Below are 14,992 nucleotides of genomic sequence, written 5' to 3' on the forward strand. Positions count from 1 at the left end.
AACGGCTCATGTTGCAATTCGGTCGCAACAAGCTTGCATGAACATTTTGTCATGCTAAAGGCGTTCTTGCTATTGAGTTGCAGTAGTGAACGACGGGGACCAAGCGTGAAATCAGTTCGGCATATGACGGCAGCAGCATTTCTGGCGTGCGTTTCGACCACCGCGTTCGCCGCCGCCGACACAACCAAGAACGCCCCCGAAGCCAGCGACCGCGCAGACGACACCGCTACCAACGATGACGAGATCACCGTCCTCGGCAAAAGCTATGGCCAGGCGGTCGGCAAGACGATCACGCCGCTGAAGGACGTGCCCAACACGGTCACCGTCATCGACCAGCAGCAGATCCAGGCACAGAACCTGTTCACGCTCGAGGATGCGCTGACCGCGACGCCTGGCATCACCGTCACCGGCGTCGGCAGCGAGGATCCCTCGTTCATGTCGCGCGGCTTCGCGATCAACAACTATCTCGTCGATGGCACCCCGACGATGGCGTTCGGCTTTCCCGCCGTCGTCCCCGACCTGTTCTTCTACGACCGGCTCGAAGTGTTGCGCGGTCCCGCCGGCCTGTTCAGCGGTTCGGGCAACCCCGCCGGCAGCATCAACCTGGTCCGCAAGCGCCCGCTCGAAACCTTCAGGATGAACGCCTCGGCCGGCTATGGCTCGTACGACAACATGCGCGCGGAGATCGACGTCTCGACCCCGCTCGGCGACGGCGCCGGGATCCGCGTCGGCGCGATGGCGCAGGATCAGGACCAGTTCTACGACACCGCGCACCGCAATCGCTGGGGCGCGTTCGGCGTCGCCTCGACCAAGCTGGGCGACCGCACGACGCTGACCGTCGGCGGCAATTACGATCGCTTCAAGCCCGCGGTACAGTCGGGCCTGCCCGGGCTGATCGGCGGTGCCGACGGCAGCGACGGCAAACTGCTCGACGTCCCCCGCTCGACCTATCTCGGCGCCGACTGGAACCGCTTCACCTCCGAAAGCGCCTCGGGCTTCGTCGAGGTCGCGCACCGGATCAGCGATCGCTGGGCCCTGCGCGCCACCGGCCTGCTCACCAACGTCGATCGCGTCGACATCTACAGCTATATCGGCAGCCAGCCGGTCACGCCGACCAACGGCGTCACCAGCCACATCGCCTACCGCGGCGACAATCACATGCAGACGCGGGCCTTCGACTTCAACGGCGTCGGCAGCTTCCCGCTGTTCGGTCGCGATCAGACGCTGATCCTTGGGCTGGATTACCAGGCGAACTCGCAAAAGGCCGCGCAGACCCGCCTGTCGCGCTATGCGACGATCGACGTCTACAACCCGGTTTCGCCCGCCGAGCCTGCGCTCAATCCCTATGGCCCGTCCCCAGTGTTCAACGGTCCGCTCGGCGCCGTATCGCAGGTCTATGGCGGCAGCCGCACCGAGACCGAGCAATATGGCATGTACGGCCAGATGCGCCTCAGCCCGCTTGCCGGCCTGACGCTGATCGGTGGCGGACGAATGACGTGGTGGGATACGCGGTCGCTGATCACGCTGCCGGCACGCGGCAACTGGAGCGGCTATTCGATCGAAGGCCGGTTCACGCCCTATGCCGGGATCGTGTGGGACGTCACCTCGGCGCTGAACCTCTATGCCAGCTATGCCGACAGCTTCACGCCGCAGACCTCGACCATGCCGCGCGCGGACGGTGGCGCGATCGATCCGCTGATCGGATCGCAATACGAGGCCGGCACCAAGCTCGCGCTGTTCGGCGACCGGCTGCTGCTGTCGGCGGCGGTGTACCAGATCACGCAGAGCAACCGCCTGTTCACCGATGCCGACCTGCCCGATGTGGTATTACAGATCGGCAAGGTGCGTAGCCGCGGGATCGAGGCCGAGGCGGCGGGCGAGATCCTGCCCGGTTGGCGGATCAACGGCGGTTATGCGTATAATCGCAACCGCTATCTCGAGGATACCAACGCGTTGTTCGAGGGGATCTCGTTCGTCCCCGTCACCCCGAAGCATTCGATCAAGGGCTTCACCAACTACGCCCCCACCGATGGCGCATTGGCGGGCGCGAGCCTCGGCGGCGGCGTGACCTGGTTCAGCTCGACCTTCGGCGGCAACCCCGCGGTGTTCAATACCAACGGCAGCGTCCGAACCGTCTCGTCGATCGTCCGCCAGGGCAGCTACGCCGTGCTGGACCTGCGCGCCGGCTATAAACTGAGCGAGCGCGTCGCCCTGTCGGTCAACGTCAACAACGTCTTCGACCGCAATTATTACGCGCGCATTTCGTCGTCGGGCCGCGGCAATTACTATGGCAGCCCGCGGACCGCGTTCGCGACGCTACGGTTCACCTATCCATGACCCGGGTGCGCACGCCTCACGCGTGGCGGCGGCGCGGCGATAACGGCCTGCGCATCCTGTCCGCGATCCCGATCGGCTATGCGGTCGCCAGCCTGTGGGCGATGGCGCTCGCCCGGATCCTGCCGGGCGACCGTGCCGAGGCGACCGTGATCGGCACGCTCTTCGCGTTCGTCATCTGCGCCGGTGCCGCGATATGGGCGTTCGCCGCGCGCAGCGGTTGGCGCGCGCTCTGGACGCTGGTGCTGGCGGGCGGGATCGCCGGCGCCATCACCGCGGCGTCGATCCAGCTCACGGGACGGCTATGACAACCAAGCCAAAGGGATTCCGCCAGAGCCAGGCGACGCTGCACACCTGGTCCGGGCTGATGGTCGGCTGGGTGCTGTTCGTGATCTTCACCGCTGGCACGGTCGCGTATTGGCGCGAGGCGCTCAACCGCTGGGCGCGCCCCGAACTCGCGCGGATCGAGGATCCCGCGCGCGTCGTCCGTGGCGCAGAAGCGTTCCTGCTCAGGAAGGCGCCCGATGCGAAGACCTGGTTCATTACCGTGCCGACGACTCGCTCGCCCGGCGCCGACGTCTTCTGGCAACCCCAGCCCAAGGAGGGCGAATCCCCCCGCCGCCGCCGTGGGCGCGGCGATACCTCTGCACTGATCGGCGCGGACGGCCTGCCGACCACCGCGCGCGAGACACGCGGCGGCGAGTTCTTCTACCGCTTCCATTTCGATCTTCATTACATGCCGGTGCTCTGGGCACGCTGGCTGGTCGGCGTCTGCGCGATGTTCATGCTCGTCGCGATCCTCAGCGGGATCGTCACGCACAAGAAGATTTTCAAGGATTTCTTCACGTTGCGCCGCGCCAAGGGTCAGCGATCCTGGCTCGACGGGCATAACGCCGCGGCGGTGCTCGGCCTGCCGTTCCACCTGATGATCACCTATACCGGGCTGGTGACGCTGATGGCGATGCTGATGCCGTGGGCGACCGTCGCGAACTATGCCGACCCGGCCAAGCTGTTCGCGGTGATCTTCCCCGAAGGTCCTGAAGCGATCCGCACCGGCCGCCCCGCCCCCCTGGTCGACCTGTCGAAGGTTCTGCGCGACGGCGAGCGCAGGCTGGGCGCGCCGATCGGGTTCATCACCGTCTCGCAGCCCGGCGACGCCGGTGCCCGCATCACCCTGTCGGAAAGCAACGCGGCGATGCTCTCCGCGCGCACGCCGCGCCTCGCCTATGACGGCACCAGCGGCGCGCTGCTGTGGGCGTCGCCTCCGCAAGGCGCCGCCGCAGAGACCGCGGGCGTGATGGTCGGCCTCCACGCCGGGCGCTATGCCGATGCGGTCATTCGCTGGGTCTATTTCCTGTGCGGGCTCGGCGGATCGCTGATGGTCGCGAGCGGCCTCGTGCTGTGGGTCGTCAAGCGCCGCGAGAAGCTGCCCGATCCCGATCGCCCGCATCTCGGCTTCCGCCTGGTCGAGCGCCTCAACATCGGTTTCGTCGCGGGCTTCCCCGCGGCGATGGTCGGCTTCCTGTGGGCGAACCGCCTGCTGCCGACCACGCTAGCGGCGCGCGGCGCGGCCGAGATCAACGCGATGTTCGCGCTCTGGGCGGTGCTGCTGGTCCACGCCTTCGTCCGCCGCCCGAAACGCGCCTGGGTCGAGCAGCTCGCGCTGACTGCCGCGCTGCTGCTCGGCCTGCCGCTGTTCGACCTGATCGCCACCGACAAGGGCGTGGTCACGACGATCGCCGATGGTGACTGGACGCTGGCAGGCGTCGACCTGACGCTCGCCGCGCTGGGACTGTCCTACGCCTGGACAGCCCGCCGCGTGCACCGCCACCACCCGAAAGCGAAACGCTCGCGCAAGACCATTCCCGCCGCGACGACACCTGCGGAGCTGACGCCTTCGGAATCCCCATCCTCGGAGCCCGCTCTCCCGCAACCCGGCCAAATCGCGCCACCAACGATGGTCCCCGCCGAATGACCGCGCTCCCCTTCCTGTTCGCACTGCTCGGCTTCGTCTGCTTCGCGCTGGCAACCGATCACCACCACCAGCGCCGTCTCCACCGACGCTGCACACCCCGCGCCGCCCGCACCCTGCGCACCCTCGCCTGGACGAGCCTGCTGCTGGCGTTCGCGGCGTCGTTCGCGGCCTGGAGCCCGGTCTACGCCCCGATCGCCTGGACCGCCGCCACCATGCTGTCCGCCGCCATTACGACGCTGGCGCTCAACCTTCTCCCCGATCAACCCAGACGCGCACGCCCCGCCACGACCAAGCGCGAAACCGAACCGCACCGTTCGACGGCGCGTTGACGGATGCACAACCGGCGCGTCAGGCCAGCGACGCAGGCCTGACGGACGACGTTCGCTTCGATCGCCGGATGCTCGGCCGGCTATGTCCGCATGCCGGACCTGTATCAGCGCCGCATCGTCGAGGCTGCACACGCGATGGGCGTACCCGTGACGGGGCACGAGATTTTCCCCGCCGCGTTCACGGGGGTCGACGCGACCGAGCATCTCGGCGCCACCAACCGCTGGTGCAGGGAAGCCTCGACGCGCTCAAGGCGATGTACGACGCCGGCACGAAGATCACCGCCGGCACCACACCACGATCACGATCAACCTGCACGCCGAGATCGCGTCCTATGTCGAGGCGGGCCTGACCCCGTTCCAGGCGCTGCAGGCCGCGACCAAGACCTCGGCGAAGGAGCTGAACCTCGACGCGGGCACGCTCGAGGTCGGCAAACTCGCCGACATCACGCTGCTGGCGGGCGATCCGCGCGAGAATATCGCCAACACCTTCAACGTTAAGACGGTGATCGCCAACGGACGCGCCTATACGGTCGAACAGTTGATCGCGATGGCCGGCAAACCTTCCAGCTGACGGTAGACGAGGACCCGATGATGACCCGCATGATCCGCACGCTTGCTGCCGCTGCCGCACTGGCGAGTACCGCCCCCGCTCACGCGGCGCCCGACCCCGGAGAGGCGCAGTACCGCGCCATCTTCAAGGAAATGGTCGAGACCGACACCAGCGTCGAGAGCGGCAGCTGCACCGCGCTGACCGAAAAGGTCGCCGCGCGGATGAAGGCGGCGGGCTATCCGGAGGCCAACCTCCATCTGTTCGTTCCCGAGGGCAATCCCAAGGCGGGCGCGCTGGTCGCGATCTATCCTGGCCGCGATCCGAAGCTGAAAGCGGTGCTGCTGCTCGGGCATATCGACGTCGTGAATGCGCGCCGCGCCGACTGGACGCGCGATCCCTACACGCTGATCGAGGAAGGCGGCTATTTCTACGCGCGCGGCACCGCGGACATGAAGGCGCAGGACGCGATCTATGTCGACAGCCTGCTGCGCTATCACGCCACGAAGTACAAACCCCTGCGCACGATCAAGATGGCGTTGACCTGCGGCGAGGAAGGCGGGTTCCTCAACGGCGCGCGCTGGCTGGTCGACAACCAGCGCGACCTGATCGATGCCGCGTTCGCGTTGAACGAGGGCGGCTATGGCGAAACCGACGCAGCAGGCAACCGCACCAACCAGAACATCCAGGCCGCGCAGAAAGTGGTGATGGGCTTCACCTTCTCCACCACCAACGCTGGCGGCCACTCGTCCGTCCCGCGTCCTGACAACGCGATCTACAGCCTCGCGCGCGCGCTCGACAAACTCAGCCGCTACGAGTTTCCGGTTCAGTTCATCGAAGCCAATCGCGGCTATTTCGCCAAGATGGCGAAGATCGTCGGCGGTGAAAACGGCGCGGCGATGACGACGATCGTCGCGCATCCAGACGACGAGCAGGCCAACGCCGTCCTCAACAGGTCGCCGATCTGGCATTCGATGCTGCGCACCACCTGCGTCGCGACGACGATGACGGCGGGTCATGCCGCCAATGCCCTGCCGCAAAGCGCCAGTGCGATGGTGAACTGCCGCGTGATACCGGGCGTCTCGCCAGCGGACATCCTGGCGACATTGGTCAAGGTGGTCGACGATCCGGAGGTCACGGTCACGCCGGGGCGAACGTCCTATGCGCCCTCGGCGCCTGCCCCGCTGACGCCGCGCATGATGGCACCGTTACAGGCGATGTCGCAGACGATATGGCCCGGCGTGCCGGTCGTTCCCAACATGGCGACCGGCGCGACCGATGCGGTAACGCTGAACGCCGCGGGGATACCCACCTACGGCGTGACCGGCCTGTTCCGCGATCCGGACGGCAATGGCGCACATGGCCTGAACGAACGGATCCGCGTCCGATCGGTCATGGAAGGACGGTCCTTCCTGTACGGCCTGATCAAGGCTTATTCGGATCAAAAGATGCCCGGCAGAACCCGGTAAGCGTCGGCGATCGGCACAACAGCAAACGATAATGCGCTTCATCGCAACCGGAACGATCAACGTCACGTATTTGCGATTGCTTCGCAGTAGCCTTTTTTGTAGGCGACCGGGGACACGCCGGGGGGGCGTGATACTCTCGGAGGTACCATGAAATTCAACCTCATCGCAGGATTGCTGGTCGGCGTCGCGCTCCCGGCATTTTCCGCTGATGTTCGTGCGGCGAAACCCGCCGGCCTAGCCGCTGATGGGACTGCGGCCGATGGGACTGCGACGACGCCCGATCCGCAACGCTCCGACGACATCATCGTCACCGGTTCCAAGGTGAGCAAGGCCGACGATCAGCAGAGCGCGTCGCCAACCGGGCTGGCATTGTCGCTGCGCGAAACGCCGCAATCGATCACGATCGTCGACCGCGAGCGGATCAATGATTTTGCGATCACCAACGTTAACGACCTGCTGACGCAGACCGTCGGCATCAACGTCGAGCGTACCGAGACCGACCGCACCGAATATAACGCGCGTGGCTTCGACATCACCAATTTCCAGATCGACGGCATCGGCCTGCCAATGTTCTTCAACATCCAGACCGGCGATCTCGACACCGTGCTGTTCGAGCGGGTCGAGGCGGTGCGCGGCGCCAACGCGATCATGACCGGCGTCGGCAATCCGTCCGCGACGATCAACTATCTGCGCAAGCGCCCGACCGCGGACTTCCAGGCCAACGCGTCGGCGTTCCTCGGATCGTTCGACCAGCGCCGCCTGGAGGCCGACGTGTCAGGCCCGATCACCAAGGACGGCGCGCTGCGCGTTCGTGCGATCGCCGCGCACGAGGAGCATGACAGCTATCTCGACTACAACCGCGTCAACCGCGACGTCTATGCCGGCCTCGTCTCGTGGGACGTGCTGCCCTCGCTGACCGCCACTGCGGGCTATATGCGACAGGACAATCGGTCCGATGGCGTGCTCTGGGGTTCGTTGCCACTGGTCTACAGCGACGGCAGCCGGATCGATTATGCGCGCTCGGCCTCGACCTCGGCCGACTGGACCTATTGGAACGTGCTCGACCAGACCGCGTTCGGCGAACTGGCTTTGAAGCTCGGCGGCGACTGGTCGGTCCGCGGCGTCTATACGTATCGCAACTGGCAGGAACGGGCGAAGATCCTCTACGCCTTCGGTACGCCGGACCCGGCAACCGGCCAGGGCATCGTCGGCATGACCGGCGCCTATCCGTCACAGAACAAGCAGTACATGGCCGACGCCTACGCATCGGGCAGCGTCGAGCTGTTCGGCCGCCGTCACCAGCTCGCCTTCGGCTTTTCCAACGGTATCTCGAACGGCAAGCAATATGGCGCCTTGTCGACCACCTACATCGATTACGGCGACATCCGTCAGCTCGCCAGCTTCCGTGCGGTCGAGCCCGATTATCCCGAACTGCCGCTCCAGGCCGACACCCGCGATCGCCTTACGCGCGCGTACGGATCGATGCAGGTCAATCTTGCCGATCGTTTGAAGGCGGTGATCGGCGGGACCGCGATCTGGCTCAAGAGCTCGGGCACCTCGTACGGGGTCGACCAGGCACGCAGCAACGACAAGGTCAGCCCGTATGCCGGTCTGCTGTTCGACCTGACCTCGAACCTGACGCTGTATGCGAGCTACACCGACATCTTCAATCCGCAGAGCGAAGTCGACGCCACCAACCGCCGCCTCGATCCCGCTAAGGGCACGAGCATCGAAGGTGGCGTGAAGGGCGAATGGCTCGGCGGGCGCCTCTATGGCGCAGCGTCGATCTTCCAGGCGAAGCAGAAGGGGCTGGCGGACTTTGCCGGGACGTTCGACGGCACCACCGCGGGTCAGATCGGTACCAGCTATTATGTCGGCCGTGACACGACTTCGAAGGGCTTCGAGGTCGAGGTCGCTGGTCATGTCTCGCAACGCTGGCTGGTATCCGGCGGCTTCACGCATCTGAAGATCGAGGATGACGACGGGGTGGCGGCACGGCTGTTCGTGCCGCGCGACACCTTCAAGCTGGCCGCGACCTACACGATCGAGGACCTGCGTGATCTGAAGCTCGGCGGCCAGTTCCGCTATCAGAGCCGGATCAGCGCGCCGAGCAGCATCGCCGATGCGGCAGGCGACGACATCGCGATCCGCCAGAAGGGCTATGCGACGCTCGACCTGCTGAGCAGCATTCGCGTCGTCGAGCGGGTCCGCGCCAGCCTGAACGTGCGCAACGTCACGAACACCAGGTATCTCGGCACGCTGAAATACGCGTCGGGCTTCTACGCCGCGCCGCGCAGCGTACTCGCCACGCTTCGGTTCGAGTATTGAGGTCGTGACGCGAGCACGCGCGGGTCGCGGTCCGGCGGCGATCGTCTCCGCGATCTTAACCACGTTGGCACCTGCGCTGGTGCCCGCGCTGTTCGCGGGCGTTGCACCCGCCGGGGCCGCAACCGCGGCGGCGGGGGCGGCGGAGAGCACCCTCGTGCGGATGCCGGGCACCCGCGAACTGGCCCTCAAGGGGCCGCACGGTGACGAGTATCGGATCTGGATCAGCGAACCGATCGGACGCGTCCCGTATACGGGCGGATACCGCGTGCTGTACGTCCTCGACGGCAACGCGTTTTTCGGCCTGTTCCACGACGCCAAGCGATTGCAGGGCGAGTTTGCCGACACGATCATCGTGTCGGTCGGCTATCCGACCGACAAACCGCATGATTTCGTACGCCGCGCCTATGACTTCACGCCCCCCGCCCCGGGCGCGAAGCTACGCCAGGGCGGACAAGACGCGATGCTCGATTTCCTCGAAAAGACACTCAAGCCGGCGATCGCCGCGCGGTACACGGTGGATGCCGATCAGGAGAGCCTGTTCGGGCACAGCTTCGGTGGAATGTTCGCCTTGTATGCGATGTACACACGCCCGGCGCTCTTCGATCACTACGTCGCAGCGAGCCCGACCTTGTGGTGGGCGAACCGCTATCTGCTCCCCTCCGAACGCGACTTTACGGCCCGCGTGACTCGCGGCGATGTCGACGTCCGCCAAACCAGCCTGTTGCTAGCGGTTGGCGATGCAGAACCGGCCCAGGAGGTTGACGACGTCATCGCGCTCGAACGACGACTCCAACCCTTGTCCGCGTGGGGCCTGCGAACGGGGCTGCACCGCGAGCCCGGTGAAGATCACATGTCGCTGCCACCATCGATCGTATCTCAGGTGCTGCGTGACGTCTTTACTGCTCGAACCCGATAATAGCTGCGCGCCGCTGCTTTTCCCAGGACGGCAGCTGTCGGTCGGCAATCGAGCCTTTGCTTCGGCATACCGGCGGTGATCTCCGATCGAGCCAATCCACGACTGGATCGAGTTGCTAACCAGCTTGGACTGCTCGTCCCGCTGCCCGTATGATGGCAAAGAGCCATGCACAAAAATGGCGTTCGGGAGAGTGTGGACGTGGCGATTTACGAGCATGACGCGAAGCCGATCGGTGGCAAGCCGACCAGGGTTCGGTACGGCATCATCGCGCTGATCTTCATCATCACGTCGCTCAACTATGCGGATCGTTCGACCTTTTCGATCGCCGGCAGCGCGGCATCGCACGATCTCGGCATCTCGACCGTGCAGACCGGCTTCATCCTGTCGGCCTTTGCCTGGGCCTATGTGCTCGCGCAGATCCCGGGCGGGTTGCTGCTCGATCGGTTCGGGACGCGGCGGGTCTATGCCGGCGCGATCGCGATCTGGTCGCTGCTGACCGCGATGCAGGGGCTAGCGGGGCTCGTCGCGCTCCCCGTACTGGCGATGCTGTTCGCGTTGCGCTTCATGGTCGGCGTTGCCGAGGCGCCGTCGTTTCCCGGCAATGCACGGCTCGTCGCGGCGTGGTTTCCCGGCAGCGAGCGCGGCACCGCCTCGGCCGTGTTCAACTCCGCGCAGTATTTCTCGCTGGTGGTGTTCGCGCCGCTGATGGGCTGGCTGGTCCACGAGCATGGCTGGCGCAGCGTGTTCTGGGTGATGGGCGCGCTCGGCTTGGTCGCAACCGCGGTGTTCTGGCTGTTCATCCGCAGCCCGGTCCGCCATCCGCGCATCAACGCCGCCGAACTCGCGCTGATCGAGGCGGGCGGCGGGCTGATCCACATGGAGGAAGGCGCCGGCGTGAAGCAGGTGTTCAGCTGGCACAATGTCCGCCAGCTGCTCGCCAACCGGATGCTGCTCGGCATCTATCTCGGCCAATATTGCATCAACGTGCTGACCTATTTCTTCGTGACGTGGTTCCCGATCTACCTCGTCAAGGAACGCGGACTGAACATCATGGAGGCAGGGATCGCCGCCGCCGCGCCGGCGCTGTGCGGGTTCGTCGGTGGACTGGTCGGCGGGTATCTGTCGGACACGCTGCTGCGCCGCACCGGCTCGCTCGACATCGCGCGGAAGACGCCGCTGGTGATCGGCATGCTGCTCGCGACGCTGATCATCGCGTGCGTGTTCGTCGAGGCGGAATGGCTGGTCATCACGCTGATGGCGGTCGCGTTCTTCGGCAAGGGCGTGGCCTCGCTGGGCTGGGCGGTGATGTCCGACGTCGCACCGCGCGAACTGTCGGGGGTGGCGAGCGGGATCTTCAACATGTTCGGCAACGTGGCGGGGATCGTCACGCCGATCGTGATCGGGTTCATCGTCGCGGGGACCGGATCGTTCGACGGCGCGCTGGTGTTCGTCGGGCTGCACTGCCTGCTGACGATCTTCGCGTTCCTGGTGGTGGTGGGGCCGATCAAGCGGGTCGAATTGAAGGCGTAAGGCGCTTTTTGCCGTTCGCCTTTAGCGAAGTCGAAGGGCATGCCCTTCCTTTTACCGTTCGCCCTGAGCGAAGTCGAAGGGCATGCCCTTCCTTTTACCGTTCGCCCTGAGCGAAGTCGAAGGGCATGCCCCACGCGACGGTGCTTCGACTTCGCTCAGCACGAACGGTAATTAGCTCATAACGAACGGGAATCAGCCAAGCGTATCGAGGCAGAGCTGGCGCATGGGGGCCAGCGCCGGGTTCGAATTGTCGCGGCGCCATGCCATGACCAGCTCGACCGGGTTTTCCGGTTCGGTCTGGATCGTGCGGAACTGGACGTCGGTCATGTGGAGGCTGGTCGCCGCCTGCGGCACGATCGCCGCGGCGAGCCCGGCGCGGACCAGACCGAGCATCGAATGGATCTGCGTGACGTGCTGAACATAGTCGGGCTCGGCGCCGGCGTCCGCGAACAGCTTCAGCAGCATCTCGTGGAAATAGCCGGCCCCCTGCCGCGCATACATGATCAGCGGCAGGCCGTCGAAATCGGCGGGGACGAGCACGCCCCTCGCCTGCCGCGGATCGCCCGCGGGTAGCGCGGCAATCAAAGGTTCACGCAGGACGCAGACCGACTCGAACTCGTGGCGATCGATCGGCGGGCGCACGAACGCGACGTCGATCAGCCCCGTCACCAACGCATCGACCTGCTCCGACGTGACCATCTCGCGCAGTTCGAGCGCGATGTTGGGAAGGCGCGCGATCGCCTGCGCGACGATCCGCGGCATCAGGTCGTAGCCCGACACCGCGGTGAAGCCGATCACGACGCGGCCGGCGTCGCCGCGCGCCACGCGCCTCGCGGACAAAGCTGCGCTTTCCGCGAGGCGGAGGATACGGCGCGCCTCGATCAGGAACGCGCTGCCCGCGGGTGTCAGCCGCACCTGGCGGCTGGTCCGTTCGAGCAGCATCACGTCGAGGATGCGTTCGAGCAACTGGATCTGTCGGCTGAGCGGCGACTGCGTCATGTTGAGACGCTGCGCCGCGCGGCCGAAATGCAGTTCCTCGGCCGCCGCGACGAAACAGCGGAGCTGGCTGAGGTCGAACATGGCCGACATCTATAGAGTGCCGGCCACTAGAATGTCACGCGGCGCGCTTGACCGCCGCCGGCGTCGCCTTGGCGATCAGCACGGCGAGATCGCGCTCCTCGTCCGCGGTCAGATCGGTCAGCGGGGTGCGCACCGGCCCGGCATCGCGGCCGACGACGCGCATGCCCGCCTTGACGATCGACACCGCATAGCCGCGGCTGCGGTTGCGGATCGCGATATAGGGCAGCACGAAATCGCGCAGTTCGGCCTGCACCTTGACATGATCGCCGGCGCGCACCGCTTTGTAGAAGTCGAGCGCCCATTCCGGCATGAAGTTGAAGATCGCCGACGAATAGGTCGTGACGCCCATCGTCAGATACGGCGTCGCGAACGTCTCCGCGGTCGGCAGGCCACCGATATAGGTGAGCCGGTCACCCATCCGCGAATGGACCCGCGCCATCAGCTCGATGTCGCCGACGCCGTCCTTGTAGCCGACCAGATTGGCGTTGCGCTCACATAGCCGCGCCAGCGTCTCGTCGTTCACGATCGCGTTGTCGCGGTTGTAGACGATCACCGCGAGCCCGGTCGACTTGCACACCGCATCGATATGCGCGGCGAGGCCTTCCTGGTTGGATGTGGTCAGATAGGGCGGCAGCAACAGCAGCCCGTCCGCGCCGACCCGCTCGGCACCGCGCGCGATCTCGCAGGCGATCGCGGTGCCATAGCCGCAGCCCGAGATCACCGGCAGCTTGCCCTTGGCCTCGGCGACGGCTGCGGCGACGACGTCGACGACTTCGGTCGGGGTCAGCGAGAAGAACTCGCCCGTACCGCCGGCTGCAAACAACCCGGCCAGCTCATGCTCGAGCATCCACGCGCAATGCGCGCGATACGGATCTTCGAGGAACGCGCCCGCTGCGTCGAAATGCGTGACCGGGAACGACAGCAACCCGCCGCCGATCGTCTTCGCCACGTCTGTAGGACCAAATGCCATTCTATGCTGCCTCCCCTGCCGCGCCGAACCTTGTCCGCCGGCGCTGGATCACTGATCACCGGGTCTATGGCAGCGGTATCATGCGGTCCATTCCAAAGGCGCAATCGATCGATGCCGTGGTTAGCATGATCCAGCATGTGGCAGTCGCGACGACGCTTAAGCAACTGTGCCTGGTATCAAATGCGATGGGATCACCATTCGTCTGGTCCCGAATTGCATCGAACGATCCAGGATTGGCAATGGAATTCGGTCCAGTCCGGATGCAATAGGCATCGTCCGGGCGAGAGATGCCCAGACCGGACGGACGGAAACATCTGCCGCCGACATCGAGGGGAGGACTGGATGCATCGTCGCACGTTCATGCTGGGTACCGGTGCCGCCGCTTCGCTGTCGGTGATCGGCGAGGCCGCAGAGGCGCAGACCCGCCAGACGCAGTCGCGCCGCCGCGCCACGCCGCCCGCCGCGAGCCAGTACCGCATGAAACTGGGCTGCCAGAGCATGCCGTCCACCGACGCGCATTTCGAAGTGTTCGCGCGCTACGGCGTCCGCAACATCTCCGCGCGCGCCACGGTCGCCGATGGGCGGATGTACCCGACCGTCGCCGAACTCACGACGCTGAAACAGATGGCGGAGCGCCACGGGCTGAGCCTCGACATGCTCGAACCCGAGATCCTCAACTCCACGCATATCGACCGCGAGAAGCACCCCGGCATCATGCTCGGCCAGGACCCGGACCGCGAGCGCGAGATCGAGGCCTTCGCGACCACCCTGCGCAACTGCGCCGCGGTCGGCATCCCCTGCGTCAAATACAACATGAGCCTGCTCGGCGTACTGCGCACCGCGCCCGTCGAGGGTCGTGGCGGCTCGAAATATTTCGGCTGGGATCTCGCGAAGGCCAAGCCGTCGACCCCGCTCACCCGCGCCGGCCGGGTCGACGCGACCGAGTTCTGGAAGCGCATCACCTATTTCCTCGACCGGATCGTGCCGATCGCCAACGAGACCAAGGTGCGGATTGCGTGCCACCCGCAGGACCCCGGCACGCCGCCGGGCGGCTACCAGGGGATCGACAACGTGCTCGGCACGATCGAGGGCCTCAAGCGCTTCGTGCAGATCAACGAGAGCCCGTATCACGGCCTCAATTTCTGCCAGGGCTCGGTGTGCGAGAATTTGACCGATCCGGCCAACCAGATCTTCGACGTGATCCGCTGGTTCGGCGAGCGGAACAAGATCTTCAACGTCCATTTCCGCAACATCCACGGCGCGCGCAACAGGTTCAACGAGACCTTTCCGGACGAGGGCGACATCGACATGGTCCGCGCGCTGCGTACCTATGCCGAGGTCGGGTATGACGGGATGATCATGCCCGATCACGTGCCGGGCATGGACGATCCGCTGGTGGTCGACGGCAAGCCGGTCTGGACGCCGCGGGCCGAGAATTTCGCCTTTTGTTACGGATACATCCGCGGGCTGCTGCAGTCCGCGCAACGATCGGCCTGAAGGCCGTCACACACATA

General features: G+C 65.7%; 12 protein-coding genes. 10 read left to right on the forward strand and 2 right to left on the reverse strand.

Features of this window, described 5'->3' with window-relative positions; all coding sequences use genetic code 11:
- Positions 1-123: 123 nt before the first annotated feature.
- The 9 genes from AC3D24_RS11360 to AC3D24_RS11400 all read left to right on the forward strand — a co-directional run bounded on the left by AC3D24_RS11360 (position 124) and on the right by AC3D24_RS11400 (position 11,428).
- On the forward strand, positions 124-2,337 hold the full coding sequence (locus AC3D24_RS11360) for a TonB-dependent siderophore receptor (protein WP_489030705.1): 2,214 nt from the start codon (positions 124-126) through the stop codon (positions 2,335-2,337).
- The gene (locus AC3D24_RS11365) at positions 2,334-2,642 is read left to right on the forward strand and encodes a hypothetical protein (RefSeq protein WP_489030706.1); all 309 of its coding nucleotides are present in this window, start codon (positions 2,334-2,336) and stop codon (positions 2,640-2,642) included. The genes AC3D24_RS11360 and AC3D24_RS11365 overlap by 4 nt, the downstream gene beginning before the upstream one ends.
- Entirely contained in the window at positions 2,639-4,309 is a 1,671-nt protein-coding gene (locus tag AC3D24_RS11370; RefSeq protein WP_489030708.1) for a PepSY-associated TM helix domain-containing protein, read from the forward strand. Before AC3D24_RS11365 ends, AC3D24_RS11370 begins: the two co-directional genes overlap by 4 nt.
- Positions 4,306-4,638, forward strand: coding sequence for a DUF3325 family protein (locus AC3D24_RS11375; RefSeq protein ID WP_489030710.1), 333 nt, complete (start codon positions 4,306-4,308; stop codon positions 4,636-4,638). Before AC3D24_RS11370 ends, AC3D24_RS11375 begins: the two co-directional genes overlap by 4 nt.
- A gap of 364 nt (positions 4,639-5,002) precedes the next feature.
- Positions 5,003-5,209, forward strand: coding sequence for an amidohydrolase family protein (locus tag AC3D24_RS11380; protein ID WP_489033134.1), 207 nt, complete (start codon positions 5,003-5,005; stop codon positions 5,207-5,209).
- Positions 5,210-5,229: 20 nt separating this feature from the next.
- Positions 5,230-6,654: a M20/M25/M40 family metallo-hydrolase gene (locus AC3D24_RS11385; protein WP_489030712.1), complete on the forward strand. Its 1,425-nt coding sequence runs from the start codon at positions 5,230-5,232 to the stop codon at positions 6,652-6,654.
- Positions 6,655-6,801: 147 nt separating this feature from the next.
- Positions 6,802-8,982, forward strand: coding sequence for a TonB-dependent siderophore receptor (locus AC3D24_RS11390; protein WP_489030714.1), 2,181 nt, complete (start codon positions 6,802-6,804; stop codon positions 8,980-8,982).
- Positions 8,983-8,986: 4 nt separating this feature from the next.
- A complete protein-coding gene (locus AC3D24_RS11395) occupies positions 8,987-9,898 on the forward strand; it encodes an alpha/beta hydrolase (RefSeq protein WP_489030716.1) in 912 nt (303 codons plus the stop codon).
- A 198-nt stretch (positions 9,899-10,096) separates the two neighbouring features.
- On the forward strand, positions 10,097-11,428 hold the full coding sequence (locus AC3D24_RS11400; protein ID WP_489030718.1) for an MFS transporter: 1,332 nt from the start codon (positions 10,097-10,099) through the stop codon (positions 11,426-11,428).
- A 192-nt stretch (positions 11,429-11,620) separates the two neighbouring features.
- Here AC3D24_RS11400 and AC3D24_RS11405 read toward each other — a convergent pair whose 3' ends face one another.
- Together AC3D24_RS11405 and kdgD are read right to left on the reverse strand one after the other, a co-directional pair.
- Positions 11,621-12,508: a LysR substrate-binding domain-containing protein gene (locus AC3D24_RS11405; RefSeq protein WP_107959558.1), complete on the reverse strand. Its 888-nt coding sequence runs from the start codon at positions 12,506-12,508 to the stop codon at positions 11,621-11,623.
- Positions 12,509-12,542: 34 nt separating this feature from the next.
- Positions 12,543-13,478 (reverse strand): 5-dehydro-4-deoxyglucarate dehydratase, encoded by a 936-nt coding sequence (gene kdgD, locus AC3D24_RS11410; RefSeq protein ID WP_489030720.1) that lies wholly within the window; start codon positions 13,476-13,478, stop codon positions 12,543-12,545.
- A 342-nt stretch (positions 13,479-13,820) separates the two neighbouring features.
- Here kdgD and AC3D24_RS11415 point away from each other — a divergent pair, with 342 nt between their 5' ends.
- Positions 13,821-14,975 carry a mannonate dehydratase gene (locus AC3D24_RS11415; RefSeq protein WP_489030722.1) on the forward strand — a complete coding sequence of 385 codons (1,155 nt, stop codon included), beginning with the start codon at positions 13,821-13,823 and terminating at the stop codon, positions 14,973-14,975.
- Positions 14,976-14,992: the final 17 nt, after the last annotated feature.

The organism is Sphingomonas sp. SL1004 (assembly GCF_057815015.1).

What these genes read in the sequence shown, in the direction of transcription:
- AC3D24_RS11360 (WP_489030705.1), top strand. Translation starts at nt 124, where the DNA reads ATGACGGCAGCAGCATTTCTGGCGTGCGTTTCGACCACCGCGTTCGCC.
- AC3D24_RS11365 (WP_489030706.1), top strand. Translation starts at nt 2,334, where the DNA reads ATGACCCGGGTGCGCACGCCTCACGCGTGGCGGCGGCGCGGCGATAAC.
- AC3D24_RS11370 (WP_489030708.1), top strand. Translation starts at nt 2,639, where the DNA reads ATGACAACCAAGCCAAAGGGATTCCGCCAGAGCCAGGCGACGCTGCAC.
- AC3D24_RS11375 (WP_489030710.1), top strand. Translation starts at nt 4,306, where the DNA reads ATGACCGCGCTCCCCTTCCTGTTCGCACTGCTCGGCTTCGTCTGCTTC.
- AC3D24_RS11385 (WP_489030712.1), top strand. Translation starts at nt 5,230, where the DNA reads ATGACCCGCATGATCCGCACGCTTGCTGCCGCTGCCGCACTGGCGAGT.
- AC3D24_RS11390 (WP_489030714.1), top strand. Translation starts at nt 6,802, where the DNA reads ATGAAATTCAACCTCATCGCAGGATTGCTGGTCGGCGTCGCGCTCCCG.
- AC3D24_RS11405 (WP_107959558.1), bottom strand. Translation starts at nt 12,508, where the DNA reads ATGTTCGACCTCAGCCAGCTCCGCTGTTTCGTCGCGGCGGCCGAGGAA.
- kdgD (WP_489030720.1), bottom strand. Translation starts at nt 13,478, where the DNA reads ATGGCATTTGGTCCTACAGACGTGGCGAAGACGATCGGCGGCGGGTTG.
- AC3D24_RS11415 (WP_489030722.1), top strand. Translation starts at nt 13,821, where the DNA reads ATGCATCGTCGCACGTTCATGCTGGGTACCGGTGCCGCCGCTTCGCTG.